At 62.8% G+C, this 16990-nt stretch carries 20 protein-coding genes; 12 read left to right on the top strand and 8 right to left on the bottom strand.

Annotated features, from left to right (window positions below):
- Window positions 1-331 precede the first annotated feature (331 nt).
- A complete protein-coding gene (locus KY465_RS02260) occupies window positions 332-616 on the bottom strand; it encodes an accessory factor UbiK family protein (RefSeq protein ID WP_219157996.1) in 285 nt (94 codons plus the stop codon).
- 355 nt (window positions 617-971) lie between these two features.
- Between KY465_RS02260 and lgt the strand changes: the two genes are divergently transcribed.
- The 6 genes from lgt to KY465_RS02290 all read left to right on the top strand — a co-directional run bounded on the left by lgt (window position 972) and on the right by KY465_RS02290 (window position 6790).
- Entirely contained in the window at window positions 972-1823 is an 852-nt protein-coding gene (lgt, locus tag KY465_RS02265) for a prolipoprotein diacylglyceryl transferase (protein ID WP_219157998.1), read from the top strand.
- A gap of 11 nt (window positions 1824-1834) precedes the next feature.
- Complete coding sequence (locus KY465_RS02270) at window positions 1835-2962, top strand: class I SAM-dependent methyltransferase (protein WP_219158000.1); 1128 nt, start codon at window positions 1835-1837, stop codon at window positions 2960-2962.
- Window positions 2963-3175: 213 nt separating this feature from the next.
- Window positions 3176-3997 (top strand): peptidoglycan editing factor PgeF, encoded by an 822-nt coding sequence (gene pgeF / locus KY465_RS02275; protein ID WP_219158002.1) that lies wholly within the window; start codon window positions 3176-3178, stop codon window positions 3995-3997.
- The gene (locus KY465_RS02280; protein ID WP_219158004.1) at window positions 3981-5138 is read left to right on the top strand and encodes a M24 family metallopeptidase; all 1158 of its coding nucleotides are present in this window, start codon (window positions 3981-3983) and stop codon (window positions 5136-5138) included. The genes pgeF and KY465_RS02280 overlap by 17 nt, the downstream gene beginning before the upstream one ends.
- 14 nt (window positions 5139-5152) lie before the next feature.
- The gene (locus tag KY465_RS02285; protein WP_219158005.1) at window positions 5153-5698 is read left to right on the top strand and encodes a hypothetical protein; all 546 of its coding nucleotides are present in this window, start codon (window positions 5153-5155) and stop codon (window positions 5696-5698) included.
- A 159-nt stretch (window positions 5699-5857) separates the two neighbouring features.
- Entirely contained in the window at window positions 5858-6790 is a 933-nt protein-coding gene (locus KY465_RS02290) for a ribose-phosphate pyrophosphokinase (protein WP_219158008.1), read from the top strand.
- Window positions 6791-6813: 23 nt separating this feature from the next.
- Here KY465_RS02290 and chrA read toward each other — a convergent pair whose 3' ends face one another.
- Window positions 6814-8127: a chromate efflux transporter gene (gene chrA / locus KY465_RS02295; protein ID WP_219158010.1), complete on the bottom strand. Its 1314-nt coding sequence runs from the start codon at window positions 8125-8127 to the stop codon at window positions 6814-6816.
- Window positions 8120-8503: a rhodanese-like domain-containing protein gene (locus KY465_RS02300; protein WP_219158012.1), complete on the bottom strand. Its 384-nt coding sequence runs from the start codon at window positions 8501-8503 to the stop codon at window positions 8120-8122. Before KY465_RS02300 ends, chrA begins: the two co-directional genes overlap by 8 nt.
- 338 nt (window positions 8504-8841) lie before the next feature.
- Between KY465_RS02300 and KY465_RS02305 the strand changes: the two genes are divergently transcribed.
- A complete protein-coding gene (locus tag KY465_RS02305) occupies window positions 8842-9507 on the top strand; it encodes a 50S ribosomal protein L25/general stress protein Ctc (protein ID WP_219158014.1) in 666 nt (221 codons plus the stop codon).
- A 47-nt stretch (window positions 9508-9554) separates the two neighbouring features.
- The gene (gene pth / locus KY465_RS02310) at window positions 9555-10292 is read left to right on the top strand and encodes an aminoacyl-tRNA hydrolase (RefSeq protein WP_219158017.1); all 738 of its coding nucleotides are present in this window, start codon (window positions 9555-9557) and stop codon (window positions 10290-10292) included.
- 42 nt (window positions 10293-10334) lie between these two features.
- Here the strand turns inward: pth and KY465_RS02315 are convergent, their stop codons facing one another.
- A complete protein-coding gene (locus KY465_RS02315) occupies window positions 10335-10715 on the bottom strand; it encodes a hypothetical protein (RefSeq protein WP_219158019.1) in 381 nt (126 codons plus the stop codon).
- 139 nt (window positions 10716-10854) lie between these two features.
- Here KY465_RS02315 and ychF point away from each other — a divergent pair, with 139 nt between their 5' ends.
- Genes ychF through KY465_RS02335 form a run of 4 tightly spaced genes read left to right on the top strand, consistent with a single transcriptional unit; the run spans window position 10855 to window position 13360 of the window.
- Window positions 10855-11958: a redox-regulated ATPase YchF gene (gene ychF, locus KY465_RS02320; protein WP_219158029.1), complete on the top strand. Its 1104-nt coding sequence runs from the start codon at window positions 10855-10857 to the stop codon at window positions 11956-11958.
- 27 nt (window positions 11959-11985) lie between these two features.
- Window positions 11986-12327, top strand: coding sequence for an SMR family transporter (locus tag KY465_RS02325; RefSeq protein ID WP_219158031.1), 342 nt, complete (start codon window positions 11986-11988; stop codon window positions 12325-12327).
- Between the two features lie 32 nt (window positions 12328-12359).
- Window positions 12360-12827 carry a MaoC family dehydratase gene (locus KY465_RS02330; protein WP_219158033.1) on the top strand — a complete coding sequence of 156 codons (468 nt, stop codon included), beginning with the start codon at window positions 12360-12362 and terminating at the stop codon, window positions 12825-12827.
- Entirely contained in the window at window positions 12824-13360 is a 537-nt protein-coding gene (locus KY465_RS02335; protein WP_219158035.1) for a MaoC family dehydratase, read from the top strand. The genes KY465_RS02330 and KY465_RS02335 overlap by 4 nt, the downstream gene beginning before the upstream one ends.
- A gap of 42 nt (window positions 13361-13402) precedes the next feature.
- Here the strand turns inward: KY465_RS02335 and KY465_RS02340 are convergent, their stop codons facing one another.
- The 4 genes from KY465_RS02340 to petA all read right to left on the bottom strand — a co-directional run bounded on the left by KY465_RS02340 (window position 13403) and on the right by petA (window position 16878).
- A complete protein-coding gene (locus tag KY465_RS02340; protein ID WP_219158037.1) occupies window positions 13403-13945 on the bottom strand; it encodes an adenine phosphoribosyltransferase in 543 nt (180 codons plus the stop codon).
- Between the two features lie 147 nt (window positions 13946-14092).
- On the bottom strand, window positions 14093-14944 hold the full coding sequence (locus tag KY465_RS02345) for a cytochrome c1 (RefSeq protein WP_219158039.1): 852 nt from the start codon (window positions 14942-14944) through the stop codon (window positions 14093-14095).
- A 25-nt stretch (window positions 14945-14969) separates the two neighbouring features.
- A complete protein-coding gene (locus KY465_RS02350; RefSeq protein ID WP_219158042.1) occupies window positions 14970-16274 on the bottom strand; it encodes a cytochrome b in 1305 nt (434 codons plus the stop codon).
- Between the two features lie 13 nt (window positions 16275-16287).
- Window positions 16288-16878 carry a ubiquinol-cytochrome c reductase iron-sulfur subunit gene (gene petA / locus KY465_RS02355; RefSeq protein WP_219158044.1) on the bottom strand — a complete coding sequence of 197 codons (591 nt, stop codon included), beginning with the start codon at window positions 16876-16878 and terminating at the stop codon, window positions 16288-16290.
- Window positions 16879-16990: the final 112 nt, after the last annotated feature.

Here is a 16990-nt window from a genome sequence, read left to right on the forward strand (position 1 = left end):
ACTGCATTGCCGCCACCGGTCTTCATGACCACGTTCCGAATCATCATTTAGAATCAGTGTATAAATGCAGATTCACAGCGCCAGCCCCCGAACCGAATTTTCTCGTCGGACGGCGATGTGGACCATTCACGAACGGATTCCAGACGCCCATTTAACTGACTCACGCAAAAGGGTTTTTGCCCCCTGCGAGCCGGTGGATAACGTGTTGAAATTTTCTTTGGGACGAATGTCAGATCCGGGCATGCGGCGGGGCAGGCCGGAAGGCAGCATCAATGCGCCGGCCAGCGTGGGCACTTTCCGCGTGGTCAGATGCAGGCGGCGGGACGCCGGATCAGGCTGGCGCTTCGGTCTCGTCAGCATCCGGCGCATCGTCGCCGGCGCCTTCAAGCTTCGCCAGCCGCGCCGCTAGCGCCTCATTTTCTTCGCGCGCGAGAATGGCCATGTCGCGCACCGCCTCGAACTCCTCGCGCTTGACGAGGTCCATCGAATTCAGCAGCCGCTCGATCTGCGTTCGCGCCACGGTTTCGAACTCCTGGCGCACGCCCTGTGCCGCGCCGGCCGCATCGGTCATCAGTTTGGCGAAATCATCAAATAGACGGTTGGGTCCAGTGGCCATGGTGAGTCTCGCTTTCCGCCCGCCGGGCTTTCAAAATGGGTTGTCTCTTCAGCTAAGCATAAGGTGACTTGAAAACAAGAAAAAGGCGTGGCGTTGCCACTCCGCAAGCTCGACGCAAACCGGCAATGCGAGGAATTGCCGCAGCAACCAGGAGAAATGCCGGTCCGGCATGACTTGACCGCGGTGATGCCGTCTGAACATGGTCCGGCGCTCAACGCCCGCAATGCGGCGGGATGGCCGACCGGCCGGAAGCAGGCTGAATGCAAAAACCCGGCCGGGACTTCTTGCCTGACGGCCACCGCCACAAGCCGTGCAGACCGGCGATCTCCGGACAGCGCGCGAAAAGGATGAAATCTTGGAACTAGCCGCTCCCCTTTTGGCTGTCATCGCCTATCCCGACATCGATCCGATCCTGTTTTCGATCGGCCCCGTGGCGATACGCTGGTATGGCCTGGCCTATCTCGCCGGCATTCTGCTCGGCTGGCAATACGCACGTTTCATGATTTCCAGGACCGAGCTGTGGCCTGCAGGGCGAGCGCCGTTGACGCGCGCCGCGCTGGACGATTTTGTCTTCTGGGTGGCGCTCGGCATCATCGCCGGCGGACGCATCGGTTATATTCTTTTCTACGATTTCGCCGCCGTTGCCGCCAATCCGCTGCGGGCGCTTGAGATCTGGAACGGCGGCATGTCCTTCCACGGCGGCCTTCTCGGCACCGGCCTGGCCATTGTCTGGTTCGCCCGCAGAAACAGCATTCCGCTGCGCTCGATGGCCGATCTCGTCGCCGCTGTCGTGCCGATCGGACTGTTCTTTGGACGCCTGGCCAACTTCATCAACGGTGAATTGTGGGGGCGTGTCAGCGACGCGCCCTGGGCGATGATCTTTCCGAGTGGCGGCCCCGTGGCGCGCCATCCCTCTCAGCTCTACGAGGCGGGCCTCGAAGGCCTGGTGCTCCTGCTGCTCCTCGCCTGGCTGATCTTTTCGCTCAAGAAGCTGCGCGCACCCGGCTTCGTGACCGGCGTGTTCGTCGCCTTCTACGCCCTCTCGCGCATCCTTGTTGAATTTTTCCGCGAGCCCGATCCGCACCTCGGCTATCTGGCCGGCGGCTGGCTGACCATGGGCATGGTGTTGTCGCTTCCGATGATCGCCGTCGGGATCTGGTTCATGCTGTCAGCCCGGACTGGCGCTGCTGTGCCGGCTGAGCGGTAAGGCCGAGCGATATGCCGACCCCCCTCGCCCGCAAAATCAAGGATCTGATCGTCACCGACGGGCCGATCAGCGTCGCCGATTTCTTCTCGATCTGTCTCGCCGACCCGCAATATGGCTACTACCAGGTGCGCGAGCCGTTCGGCCGCAGCGGTGATTTCGTCACCGCGCCGGAAATCAGCCAGCTGTTTGGTGAAATTATCGGCGTGTTCCTCGTGCATGCCTGGCAGGGTCATGGCGCACCCGATTCGGTGCGGCTCGTCGAAATCGGCCCCGGCCGCGGCACGCTGATGGCTGATGCGCTGCGCACGATCGAGCGGCTCAGCCCGGATTTTTACGCCAGCATCGGGATATCTCTTGTCGAAACCAGCGAGCGGTTGCGGCAGACGCAGCGTCAGACCCTGATGCGGCACAAGCAGCGCATCGACTGGCACGATGATTTCGCCTCAGTCCCTTCAGGGTTCACGCTGCTCATCGCCAACGAGTTCTTCGATGCCATTCCCATCCGCCAGTTCGTAAAATGCGATGGGCATTTTCACGAGCGGGTCGTGGCGCTCAATGACGCCGGCGAACTGATCTTCGGGCTGGGACCGCTGCGGCTTGAAGCATCGCTGCTGCCGAGCGATGCCGAGCGAGCCCCACCAGGGGCCGTGGCTGAAGTTTCGCCGCCGCGTACCGCCATCATGTTGTCGATCGCCGAGCGCCTGCGACAGCAGGGCGGCTCGGCTTTGATCATCGATTACGGCCACACCTCCTCGAATTTCGGCGACACGCTGCAAGCAGTCCGCAATCATGCTTTCGATCCGCCGCTGGCCCACCCGGGCGAGGCCGACCTGACCAGCCATGTCGATTTCGAGGCGCTTGCGATGGCTGCACTGGCCGCCGGCGCCCATGTCCACCGTCCGCTTGCGCAGGGTGATTTCCTGCTCGGGCTCGGATTGCTCGAACGCGCCGGAGCGCTAGGGGCGAACAAGGACAGCCTGACCCGCGCCACGATCACGGAGGCGGTCAATCGCCTTGCCGGCGAAGGCCCCGGCAGCATGGGCGAGCTGTTCAAGGTGCTGTGCATCAGCGGTCAGCCGCTCGCCTTGCTTCCCTTTGATCCACAGGTTGCACCGCCGCCACCCCCTCCAGCGAATTGACATCACGCGCTGCGCCCGGCACCATCGCACGCTTGAAACAACGCTGATCATCGCGACGGCGGCCGCGCGGAACCGGATGGGTTGTGCCGCTCCATCGGTGCCGCTGCCGGAGCGGGCTGTCAGGTTGTACGATGCGGAGACGCTGCGCTGGACGTGTTTCACTCAACCGGCCATGGCCATGACGACCGGATATCTCACCAGGACGGGAGCGACATGACCACCCCACCAGCCCGCGAGCCGGAACCGGTCCGAAGTCCGCTGCTTGATCGCACCTGTCATGGCACGGCGATCCGGCACGGCTATTTCAGTCGGCGCGGCGGCGTGTCGGATGGGCTCTACCACAGTCTCAATGTCGGGCTGGGCTCCTCCGACAGTCCGCATCACGTCGCCGCCAATCGGGCCCGCGTCGCCACTTGTTTCGGCCTTGCGGTCGATCGTCTCGCCACCGTGCATCAGATCCACTCACCGGATGTGCATGTGATCACCCGCGCCAATGTTGCCGATCGTCCGAAAGGCGATGCCATGGTCACGCGGGAGCCGGGCCTTCTACTTGGTGTCTTGACGGCCGATTGCGGTCCGGTTCTTTTCGCCGACCCGGTGGCCGGAGTGATTGCCGCTGCCCACGCCGGCTGGCGCGGCGCCCTCGACGGCGTACTTGAGAACACGATTGCGGTGATGCAGGACCAGGGCGCCGAGCGCTCGCGCATTGTCGCCTGTCTCGGCCCGTCGATCAGCCAGGCCAATTACGAGGTGGGTCCCGAATTCATGCAGCGCTTTCTAGATGCCGATGCGGACAATGCGGCCTATTTCGCGCCTTCACCGCGCGCCGGGCATGCGTTGTTCGATTTGCGCGGCATGACGATTGCAAGATTGCGCCGGGCCGGCGTCAGCGCCGAGCTAGTTGACAGCTGCACCTATGCCGACGAAACGCGGTGGTTTTCCTACCGCCGCGCCACACACCGCAACGAAGCGGATTACGGCCGGCAAATGGCCGCCATTGCCCTTATGGAGGACGCCCATGGCGCTTCACTTTGAGCCCAGCGAATTCGAGCAAAGACGCAACCGGCTGATCACCCGGATGCAGGAGGAAAAGCTCGATGCCATGCTGCTCTTCGCCCAGGAGAGCATGTACTGGCTCACCGGCTATGACACATTCGGCTTCTGCTTCTTCCAATGTCTCGTTGTCACCGCCAATGGCGACGTGACCCTGCTGACCCGCTCGGCCGACCTGCGCCAGGCGCGACATACATCGAACATCGAGAACATCGTCATATGGGCCGACCGCGCCAATGCCGACCCGTCTTCCGATCTCAAGGATCTGCTCACCGAGCTCGACCTGCTCGGCTGCCGTGTTGGCGTCGAGTACGACACGCACGGCCTCACCGGGCTTAACTGCCGCAAGATCGACGATCAGTTGCAGAGCTTCTGCGACATGCTCGACTATTCCTATCTCGTCAGCCAGTTGCGCCTGATCAAGTCACCGGCCGAGATCGCCTATGTCCGCAAGGCGGCGGCGCTGGCCGATGCCGCCCTTGACGCAGCGCTGGAGATTATCGCGCCCGGTGTCAACGAGGCGGCCATCCTTGCCGCCATGCAGGGCACGGTCCTTGCCGGCGGTGGCGAATATCCCGGCAACGAGTTCATCGTCGGATCGGGCCGCGACGCCCTGTTGTGCCGCCACAAGGCGGGGCGACGCGATCTCTCCGACAACGATCAGCTGACCCTCGAATGGGCAGGCACGATGGCGCACTACCATGCGGCAATGATGCGCACCGTCATCATCGGCACCCCCAGCGACCGCCACCTCGAACTCTATGATGCCGCCCGCGCCGCCCTTGAGGCCGTCGAGAACTCCATGCGGCCGGGCTATACCTTCGGCGACGTCTATCAGGCGCATGCCGATGTACTTGACGATCTCGGCCTGACCCGCCACCGACTGAATGCCTGCGGTTATTCGCTCGGTGCCCGGTTCACGCCCTCCTGGATGGAGCATCAGATGTTTCAATCGGCCAATCCGCGTGCGATCGAACCCAACATGACGCTGTTTGCCCACATGATCCTGATGGACTCCGACAGCGGAACGGCCATGTCGCTTGGCCGCACCTACCTGACCACCGAGGAGGCCCCCGAACCGCTATCGGCGCGGCCGCTCGAACTTCTGGTGCACGCAGGCTGACAGAGAGAACGGCGATGGGGTGGGGCAACAAGTTTTTACCAGGCGGCTGGCAGCTGAGCACCGCAGCGATCGTGCTGCTGGCAGCCGGCTGCACCAGCACCGAAGACACGATCCGGCCCCTGTCGGCCGACGTCAATGAGATGGCGCAGGCGCAACCGGCCCCGCTTCGTTCGGCAGGCGTGGCGACAGCGCCGAAGTCGATCCGCTTCGCGCCGATCATCGGAGCGCCGATCGGCCGCATCACCCCCCTGTCCAAACAGCTGGCGCAGGAAGCCAGAAGCCGCGGCTTTTCGGTGCACCCCTCGTCGGATGCGCGCGGCGACCACCTGCTCAAGGGCTATCTCTCAGCCTTCAATGACGGCGCGGTCACCACGGTGGTGTTCGTCTGGGACATCCTCGATCCGGCCGGCAACCGACTGCATCGCATCCAGGGTCAGGAGCGGGTTGACGGCGCCGCCGACGAGGCCTGGGAGGCGGTGCCCGATTCCAGCATGCAGCGTATCGCCAGTCGTCTCTTCGATGAATATCAGCAATGGCTGCAGCGCAGTCCCGCTGGCTGACCGGGTTACGCCATGCGTTTTTTTGGGAAAAGACCCTGCCGATCCGCATCGTGACTTGCAATCGCGCCGCACACGGATAAAAACCGGGCGCGAACGCGAGGCGGCGGCCGTGCCGCGCTCGACGAAACGAGACGTGCGGGCAAAAACAGGCGGTTCGAGATGAAAATTTTCGCAGGCAACTCCAACAAGCTTCTGGCGGAAGCGATCTGCGGCTATCTCGACATTCCGCTTGGCAAGGCCAGCGTCAGGCGTTTCGCCGATCAGGAAATCTTCGTGGAAATTCAGGAAAACGTGCGCGGCGAGGATGTCTTCGTCATCCAGTCCACGTCTTTTCCAGCAAACGATCATCTGATGGAAATGCTCATCATGATCGATGCATTGCGGCGCTCTTCGGCGCGCCGTATCACCGCCGTCCTCCCCTATTTCGGATATGCCCGCCAGGATCGCAAACCCGGCCCGCGGGCGCCGATCTCCGCCAAGCTGGTTGCCAATCTGATCACCGAGGCAGGCGCCGACCGCGTGCTCACGCTCGACCTGCATGCCGGCCAGATCCAGGGTTTCTTCGACATTCCGACCGATAACCTTTTCGCCGTGCCGCTTCTCTCGCGTGACGTCAAGGAGCGGTATCCGCAGGGCTCTCTGATGGTGGTCTCCCCGGATGTCGGCGGCGTTGTCCGCGCCCGGGCGCTCGCCAAACGCTTGGATTCACTGCTCGCCATCGTCGACAAGCGCCGCGATCGTCCCGGCGAATCCGAAGTGATGAACGTCATTGGCGATGTCACCGGCAAGGATTGCCTGCTGATCGACGACATCGTCGATTCCGGCGGCACCCTGTGCAATGCCGCCGAGACACTGCTCGAAAAGGGCGCCACGAGCGTCACCGCCTATATCACCCATGGCGTCCTGTCTGGCGGCGCCGTGGCCCGTGTGACCGCCTCGAAGCTGAAGGAACTGGTCATCACCGATTCCATCCAGCCGACCCCGGCGGTGCAGAGTGCGGAGAACATTCGCGTCATCTCGACCGCGACCCTGATCGGTGAGGCGATCAACCGCACCGCCGCCGAACAGTCGGTCTCCAGCCTGTTCGACTGAGCCCGATCGAGCGCCGATCCGCCTCACGCCACGCCGAGCAGCGTCAGAGCGAGCCCTGCCGCCACGGCGCCGAAAAGCACCTTGAAAAGTCCCGTCTTGAAACGGATCAGCGCCAGCCCTGCAGCGAGGCTGATCAGCAAGGCCGAGCCGTTCAGGCTTTCGATGTCGGGCACCGGCAGTGACAGCAGCCCGATTTCCAGCGCGTCGACGCGGCCGAACAGCACATGCAGGCCGAACCACAGGGTAAGGTTGGCAATCACCCCGACAATGGCAGCAGTGATTGCCGCAAGACTTGCCGCCAGCCATCGCACATGCCGCAGCCGTTCCACATGCGGTGCACCGGCGAAGATCCAGAGAAAGCAGGGCGCGAAGGTAAAGAACAGCGCCACGCTGCCGCCGATCAGCCCGGCTCCGAGAGCGCCATCCGCAACGGAGCGCGCGCCACCGAGAAAACCGACAAACACCAGGACCAGGATCAGCGGCCCCGGCGTGGTTTCCGCAAGTCCGAGACCGGCCAGCATGTCGCCCGGCAGCAGCCAGCCTTGCACCTCGACCGCCTGTTGCCCGACATAGGCCAGAACCGCATAGGCGCCGCCAAAGGTCACGATCGCCGCCTGGCTGAAGAACAGCGCCATCTGGGAATACACCCCTGGCCACAGCACCATCAGCAGCGCCAGCGGCAGCAACCAGATCGTCCCCCAGATCGGAATGGCCGCAAGATCGCCCGGGCGCAGCGGTCGCTGCTCCGTGAAATCTGCCTCAGCGTCAGGCGACATTTCATTCTGCCGAAGCGTCAGCGCTCGCATCAGTCCGATCAGCCCGGCGGCGAGAACGATCAGCGGAAATGGGAGATTGAGGAAGGCGATGCCGACCAGTGCGCCAACTGCGAGGATCCAGGCGAGCCGGCCCTGCAGCGCCCGCCGGCTGAGCCGGATCAGGGCCTGTGCGACAATGGCCAGAACGGCCGCCTTCAGGCCGAGCAGGATGCCCGCCACAGCCGGCACGTCACCGAAATAGAGATACGCCGCCGACAGAAGCAGCATGACGAGGAAACCGGGCAGCACGAACAGCAAGCCGGCCAGCAAACCGCCCGCCGTGCCGCGCATCAGCCAGCCGGCATAGGTCGCCAGTTGCATGGCCTCGGGTCCCGGCAGCAGCATGCAGAAATTCAAGGCATGCAGAAAGCGCGGCTCGTCAAGCCATCGGCGCTCCTCCACGAGTTCGCGGTGCATCAGCGCGATCTGACCCGCCGGACCGCCGAAAGACAACAGACCGATCCGGCCGTAGACGGCAAACATCTCCCGCCACGAAACAGGCTCGCGCGCCACCTCAGGCATCGGACCCATCCTGCTGCTCAGCGCCATCGAGTGCCGCGACCGGCCAGCCGCCCATGCGCAAGGCTTCGAACCCGCCCTCGACATAGAGTGCGGCCACACCCTCGTCGCGCAGATATCCGGCCACCGCCTGACTGACCTCGTGGCCATGAACGCAGAACACCGCCAGACGCCGTGCGGAGAATTCTGCTTTCCAATGCGCGGCGGCGAAAGGATGCCGCCATATCACGCCGGCGAGCTCGAAACCGGAGACCTGACGCGCCAGCGGCTTGCGTACATCAAGGAGCATGAATGCGTCCGTCTCGATCAGGCATGAAGGGTCACGGGCGGCAAGCAGTGCAGCAGCATTCAGCGACAATGGAGAAGGATTTCCGGACATGGCAAAGCTCCGCAATTTTGCGATGTTACGGAGCTTGGAGCAAGGCTCTCAACGGGGGTCCGGATCCCCGTGCCGGAAATCTAATCCCGCCGCCGGAAGCTGTCAAATACTCCACCGCGCCCACCGGCCGCCGCCGGCTGGTGCGCCTGCGCGGCACCGCGGCCGGGAAGACCGGGGCCGCGCTTGCATTCACGGGGGGTCTCGGCTATAGAGCGCGCGTCCGCGCAGACACCCTTGGAGGCACCGCGGATGAAGCGCCGGCAACGGCGCTTGATGTTTTCTGGGACCGGCAAAACGGGATCCGGCAGACAGCCCCACACATCGCGAAAGGAATGTCGATGAGCCAGGATATTTACGAGCTCAAGGCCGAGACGCGCGAACGGGCCGGTAAGGGGTCCGCCCGTGAACTGCGTCGCAATGGCATGATACCCGCCGTCATCTACGGCGACAAGAAATCCCCCGTTTCGATTGCGCTGTCGCGCAAGGAAATCTCGAAGAAGCTGCACCAGGGCGGTTTCCTCACCACCATCGCCAGCATCGATGTCGGTGGCGAGAAGATCCGCGTCCTTCCCAAGGACTATCAGGTCGATCCCGTGCGCGACTTCGTCCTGCATGTCGACTTCCTGCGCGTCTCCGCCAAGACCAAGGTGCAGGTGGCCGTTCCCGTCCACTTCATCAACGAGGACGATTGTCCGGGTCTGCGCCAGGGCGGCGTTCTCAACATCGTGCGCCACGAAGTCGAAGTGAACTGCTCGGCCAATGACATTCCGGAATTCCTGACGGGTGACCTGAAGGGTCTGGAACTCAATGACGGCCTGCACATTTCGGCCTTCGATCTGCCCGCGGGCGTCACGCCGGTGATCACCGACCGCGACTTCACCGTGGCGACCATCGCCCAGCCCGCCGGCCTGCGCAGCGAGAAGGACGCCGACGAGGAAGAGACCATCGAGACGGAAGTCATCAATCAGACTGATGAGACCGTCAGCGAAGAGGATGACAGCTAAGTCATTTTCAGCCGCAACGCGGCGCGCTTTGGAAGGGAGAGCCGGTCATGATGCTGATTGCAGGACTTGGAAATCCCGGCGCGAAATATGAAAGCAACCGGCACAATGTCGGCTTCATGGCGGCGGACGCGATAGCCCGCCGCCATTCCTTTTCGCCCTGGAGCCGTAAATTCCGGGGCGAGATCGCCGAGGGCACCCTCGGCGGCGACAAGGTGCTGCTCCTCAAGCCGATGACCTTCATGAACGCCTCCGGTGAGGCGATTGGCGAAGCGATGCGCTTTTACAAGCTGCAACCGGAGAACCTCTTCGTCCTGCATGACGAACTCGATCTGGCGCCCGGCCGGGTGCGGGTGAAGACCGGGGGCAGCCATGGCGGCCACAATGGCTTGAAATCAGCGGATTCCCATTGCGGCAACGCCTATCACCGCCTGCGCATCGGCATCGGCCATCCCGGCGACAAGGCGCGTGTGCACAATTACGTGCTGGGCAATTTCTCCAAGGCGGACAACGACTGGCTCGATCCGCTACTGGATGCCATTGCCGACCATGTCGAATTGCTGCTCGACGGGCAGACTTCGAGTTTTCTCAACAAGCTTACGCTGGCAACACGCGAAGCCGACCTAACGCAACAACCGGCGCAGGAACCGGCACCGAAATCGGCAAGGAAGGGCGGTGGCCAGTCGCATATCCGCCAGGCCCGAACCAGCAGAACCATACCGGCGCAGCCCGAACGCGGGCCGATGGCCGAGATGCTGCGCAAGCTTTTCGGCTCCAAGGACGGCTAGGCCAGACCCCTGGTCACTTTGCGCTCAGGATCGGGCGGTATCCTAGCCGAAGATCTCCTCGACGCGCAGCCGAAACAGCGCGATCAGCGCCTCGCATCCGGTCTCCACGATGACGCTCATGCCCTGCGCCGCCTCCTCGCTCGCAAGAAGCACCAGCATGCCCCCGGCCACGGTAAAGGCCACGGAAAGCTTGAGATTCTTTGAGCTGTCGAGCCGATAATAGCCGCCTTCATCGAATTCGCTGCCGAACAGATGATCCGCCCAGCCATAGCCGCGGCTGACGAGGATGTTGACCACCGCAGTATCGGAAATCTTGTCGGGAAACAGGTTGCAGACGGCCCGCACCACATGCGCGGCCGCGCCGAACAGCGCAAATGCGGCCATTGCGACCGCATAATGCCATGTGGCCTGCTCGACCTCCATTTGCCGTTCCTTTCCGCCCCTCGCCGCGCCGCGATCATCTCAGCAAAACCTTGCCGACGAGTTGATGCCCAAGGCTTGACCCCACCGCGCCTTTCGCCCATAGCCTGCGCCAAAGACAACGCTTGGAAAGTTACACCTCATGGGTTTCAAATGCGGCATCGTCGGCCTGCCCAATGTCGGCAAGTCCACCCTGTTCAACGCCCTGACACGCACGGCCGCCGCGCAGGCAGCCAATTACCCGTTCTGCACCATCGAGCCGAACACCGGCGAAGTCGCCGTTCCCGATCCGCGCCTGACAAGGATCGCCGCGATCGCCGGCTCGAAGGAAATCATCCCCACACGCATTTCCTTTGTCGACATTGCCGGTCTCGTGCGCGGCGCATCGAAGGGCGAAGGCCTCGGCAACCAGTTCCTCGCCAATATCCGCGAGGTCGATGCCGTCGTGCACGTGCTGCGCTGCTTCGAGGATGACGACATCACCCATGTCGATGGCCGCATTGATCCGGTGGCTGACGCCGAAACCGTCGAGACCGAGCTGATGCTCGCCGATCTCGAGAGCCTCGAGCGCCGCGCCGAACAGACCCGCAAGCGCGCCACCGGCAAGGACAAGGAAGCAATGACCATCCTGCCGGTGATGGAAGAAGCGCTGAGCCTCCTCAAGGACGGTCAGCCGGTCCGGAAAATGCTCAAGGGCATTGCTGCCGAGGATCGCAAGATCCTTGATGGTCTCAATCTCCTCACCTCCAAGCCGGTCCTTTATGTGTGCAATGTGGCTGAGGATGAGGCCGCGACCGGCAACGAGCAGACGGCGCGTGTCGCGGCGATGGCCGCTGACCAGAATGCCGAGACGGTGGTCATCTCTGCCGCCATCGAAGCCGAGGTTTCGCAACTGGCCGACGAGGAACAGGCCGAATTTCTCGAATCCCTCGGACTTGAGGAACCGGGCCTCGACCGGCTGATCCGCTCCGGATACCTGTTGCTCGAACTGATCACCTATTTTACCGCCGGCCCCAAGGAAACGCGCGCCTGGACCGTCCGCCGCGGCACCAAGGCGCCCGGCGCCGCCGGCGTCATTCACACCGATTTCGAGCGTGGCTTCATCCGCGCCCAGACCATTGCCTATGAGGATTATGTCACGCTCGGCGGCGAGGTCCCTGCCAAGGAAGCCGGCAAGGCCCGCGACGAAGGCAAGGAATACGTTGTCCAGGACGGTGACATCCTTTTGTTCAAGTTCAACACCTGAGCGGCACCGGGCCGGAAAGATGCCTTTATGAACGCTCTTGTGGTCAACCTCGTCCTGCTGGTCGCCATCGCCGCCGAGGTCGTGGCAACCACCGCCCTGGCGCGCTCGGACGGTTTCACGCGCTTGTGGCCGAGCCTGATTGCCGGCATCGGCTACGCCTTTGCCATCTGGCTCCTGGCCTACGCGCTGCGCTTCATGCCGGCTGGAATTGTCTACGCCGTCTGGTCTGGCGCCGGCATTGTGTTGATCGCGCTCGTCGCCTGGCTTTTATATGGACAGACGCTCGATCTGCCGGCCATCATCGGTATCGCGCTGATCATCGCCGGTGTCGCCATTCTCAATCTGTGGTCCGACGCAACGCTGCACTGACCGAAAAACATCCGCCGTTGATGGAGCAGTCCATGACTGATCGTCTGTTCTTTGAAGATCTGAGCATCGAGGACAGCTTTGATCTCGGCCCGAAAAGCGTTGACCGCGAAGAGGTGATTGCGTTCGCGGAAGACTTCGATCCGCAGCCCTTTCATCTCGACGAGGAAGCCGGGCGCGCCTCGATCCTTGGCGGCCTGTCGGCATCCGGCTGGCACAACTGTGCCATGCTGATGCGGATGATGTATGACAGCTTCCTGCCCCGCATGGCCTCGGAAGGCTCGCCCGGGCTCGATTTCGTCAAATGGCAACGCCCGGTGCTCGCCGGCGACACGCTCTCCGGCCGGTCGCAGATCATCGAATTGCGGCCCTCGGCCTCGCGGCCGCAACTCGGGATCGCTGTGTTCACGCACACACTGCACAACCAGCGCGGCGAGGACGTGCTGAGCTCCCGCAACCCGGTGCTTATCCGCCGTCGCCTAGCTGCGAAAGACCCCGCATGACCTCCGAGAAACACGATGACCCGCATTACAGGGTCGGTGCCCGGGCCGAACTGGGCAACTATCTCTTCACAGCCGAAGAGATCATCGCCTTTGCGCAAAAATTTGATCCGCAGCCCTTTCATGTCGACGCTGAAGCCGCCGAAAAGAGCTTTCTCGGCGGGCTCTGCGCCAGCGGCTGGCACACGGCCGCCGTGTGGATGAAACTGAATGTCGCGGCAATGGGCAAACGCATCGCCGAACGCAAGGCTGCCGGCTTGCCCAACTATACGCTTGGCCCCTCTCCCGGGATCCGCAATTTGCGCTGGTCTCGGCCGGTCTACGCCGGTGATACGATTTCCTTTGCCCAGCAGCTGGTGCGAATCCGGCCCTCACGCGGCCAGCCCGGCTGGTCGATCCTTGAAGCGCTGGCAGAGGCGCACAACGCCACCTCGGGCGAGCGGGTGATGAGCTTCGACAGCGCTGTATTGATCCAGGTGCCGCCGCAGTTGCATGACGGCAACGAACCGCAGGCGCCAGGGCCGGACAGGCCCTGAACCGCCGCTCAGTGACCCCCGCCGTTCAGTGGCCCCCGCCGCTTAGTGACCCTCAAACGACATCAGGGTGCGCACCGGCACGTTCAGCGCTTCGATCTTGGCCCGCCCGCCAAGATCGGGAAGGTCGATGACGAAACAGGCGGCGATCACCTCGGCGCCCATCTGCTGCAACAGCTTGACCGCCCCCTCTGCCGTGCCGCCGGTGGCGATCAGATCATCGACCAGCAGGACCCGCTCGCCCGGCTTGACGGCATCGCGGTGCATTTCCATTTCATCGACGCCATATTCCAGGCTGTAGGCGATGCGCACTGTTTCGTGCGGCAGCTTGCCCTTCTTGCGGATCGGCACGAAGCCGGCGGACAGCTGGTGCGCGATGGCTCCGCCGAGAATGAAGCCGCGTGCTTCGATCCCGGCGATCTTGGCGATATTGTCGCCGGCATAGGGATGCACCAGTTCATCGACGGCGCGGCGGAACGCCCTCGGCTGTCCGAGCAGCGTCGTGATGTCGCGAAACAGCACGCCCGGCTTGGGGTAATCCGGAATCGTTCGGATCGAGGCTTTCAGTTCACGGGCCAGATCGCTCATTGTCGTCTCCTTGCAGGACGTATCAGTGTGTTCAAACGCCCGCCGCCAGCGCAAGATGGAAAAAGGGAAACCACAACAAAACACCGCCCGGAGGCGGTGTTGTCGTTACGGGAGGGCCCCGTCAGATTAATCGGAACTGCGCGGCGCTCAATGTTCGACGCGCGAGAAGATCGACTTCTTGGTCATGAAGATCAAGCCGGTCAGGATGAGCAGGAACAGGATCACCATGAAGCCGGTGCGCTTGCGCTCTTCCATGTGCGGTTCGGCAGCCCACATCATGAACGCCGAGACATCTTTCGAATACTGATCCACGGTCTCCGGAGACCCGTCATCATAGGTGACCTGCTCATCCGACAGCGGGGGCGCCATCGCCAGCGCCGGACCCGCCAGGTAATAGGGGTTGAAATAGGCCCCTTCCGGCACTTCGATCCCTTCCGGCGGCTCCTGGTAACCGGTCAGCAGCGAATAGATGTAGTTCGGACCAGACTCGTTGTAGCCGGTGAAGATGTCGAACACGAATTGCGGGAAACCGCGCTCGACATACCGCGCCTTGGCAAGCAGCGAGAAATCCGGCGGCGCGGCGCCATTGTTGGCCGCTGCGGCCGCTTCCTCGTTCGGGAAGGGCGAGGGGAAATAGTCCGACTGCACCGCCGTGCGGGTAAACATCTCACCGTCGCCATTCGGGCCGTCCTCGACCTCGTAATTGGCGGCAAAGGTCTTCACCTGCGCCTCGTTATAGCCGAGGTCCTCCAGCGTCCGGAACGCCACCAGGTTCATCGAGTGGCAGGCCGCACAGACTTCCGTATAGACCTTCAGGCCGCGCTGCAGCTGCCCCTTGTCGTAGCCGCCGAGCGGCCCGGCAAACGACCAGTCGACCAACTTCGGCTTCAACAAAGGATAGTGCGGCGTCGCGCCCTCTTCCTCGGCGGCCATCGCCGGTGCCGACAGGGCCAGCACCATCGCGGCGATCGGCGCGACCTGGGCGAAAAGTTTTCTCATGGCTTTGTCCTTTCCGTCGCTCGGTTCAACCGCGGGTGTCAGGCGTCGCCGCCGCACTCGCTGGTGTGTTACCGGTGTTGCCGCCATCCTTGCGCAGAACCGCTTCGGTGATGGAATTCGGCAACCGCTTCGGCGTTTCGAAAAGACCGAGCAGCGGCATGATGATGAGGAAGAAGGCGAAATAGTACAGCGTACCGATCTGCGCCATCGTCGTGTAGGTGCCTTCCGCCGGCTTGGCGCCAAGCCAGCCGAGGAAGATGGCATTGATGACGAACAGCCAGAAAAACAGCTTGTACCAGGGGCGGTAGACCGCCGAGCGCACCTTCGAGGTGTCAAGCCAAGGCAGGAAGAACAGCACGATGATCGACCCGAACATCACCAGGACACCGCCGAGCTTGGAATCGATCGGCCCGATATTGAAGGTGATCGCCCGCAGCATCGCGTAGAAGGGCAGGAAGTACCATTCCGGAACGATATGCGACGGCGTCTTCAGCGGGTTGGCCGGAATGTAGTTGTCGGCGTGACCGAGGAAGTTCGGCATGAAGAACACGAAATAGGCAAACACCAGCATGAAGAGGGCGATGCCGAGCGCATCCTTGACCGACGCATAGGGTGTGAACGGCAGGGTATCGGTCTTTTGCTTGACCTCGACGCCCGTCGGGTTGGTCTGCCCGGTCACATGCAGCGCCCAGACGTGCAGCACGACCACACCGGCAATCATGAACGGCAGCAGGTAATGCAGCGAGAAGAAGCGGTTCAGGGTCGGATTGTCGACCGCGAAGCCGCCAAGCAGCAATTGCTGGATCGGCTCGCCGATGCCGGGAAATGCGGTGAAGAAGCCGGTGATCACCGTCGCGCCCCAGAAGGACATCTGGCCCCAGGGCAGCACATAGCCCATGAACGCCGTCGCCATCATCAGAAGGAAGATGATCACGCCGAGGATCCAGAGGATTTCACGCGGCGCCTTGTAGGAGCCGTAATACAGACCCCGGCCGATATGCACATAAACCGCCACAAAGAAGAACGAGGCGCCGTTGGCATGCAGATAGCGCAGCAGCCATCCGGAATTGACGTCGCGCATGATCTTTTCGACCGAATTGAACGCCAGACCCGTCGAGGCGGCGTAATGCATCGCCAGAACGACGCCGGTCAGGATCTGCAGCACCAGCATCACCATCAGGATCGCGCCGAAGGTGTAGGCGTAGTTCAGATTGCGCGGCACCGGGTAGGACACGAAGCTGTCATGGCTCAGCCGCACGATCGGCAGGCGCTGATCCATCCATCTGCCGAAGCCGGTCGAAGGTTGGTAAGTCGAATGATCGGAGCTCATTGGCGCTGTCCCCTTAACCGATGCGGATCACGTCGTCCGAGCTGAACGCGTAAACTGGAATGTGAAGGTTTTCCGGTGCCGGGCCTTTGCGGATGCGGCCGGCAGTGTCGTAGTGCGAACCGTGGCAGGGGCAGAACCAACCGTTGAAGTCGCCGGCCTGGCCGAGCGGCACGCAGCCCAGATGGGTGCACGAGCCGATCATCACGATCCAGTTTTCCTTGTCCTCGCCAGCCGAGCGCAGCAAATCCGTGGCCAGCGCGTCGCCGGGCACATTCTGGTTGCGCGCCACCGGGTCCTTGAGCTCGGTGATCGGCACTTCCTTGGCCTCTTCAACTTCCTGAGCCGTCCGGTTGCGAATGAAGATCGGCTTGCCGCGCCATTTCACCGTCAATGACATGCCCGGCTCGATCGCCGAGACGTTGACGTCGATCGACGCCAGCGCCAGCGTCGAGGCGTCTGGGCGCATCTGGTCGATGAACGGCCAGGCGGTGGCAGCAGCGCCGACTGCGGCGGCCATGCCCGTTGCAAGATAGAGAAAGTCCCGCCGGGTCGGTTCTCCCGTCGTTTCACCCAGGCCGTCGGTGGTCGATGTGTTGTCGCTCACGGCTTGTCATCCTCTTAAAGCTGTGTCCGGACCAGAAACTTCGCCCGCCTGGCGCCGCAAGCGGCGCACTCGCTCGCTAGGCGCTTTCGCATTGTGGCGAAATCCTGTCAAT

The organism is Neohoeflea coraliihabitans (assembly GCF_019334345.1).
In the GTDB taxonomy this organism is placed as follows: domain Bacteria; phylum Pseudomonadota; class Alphaproteobacteria; order Rhizobiales; family Rhizobiaceae; genus Pseudohoeflea; species Pseudohoeflea coraliihabitans.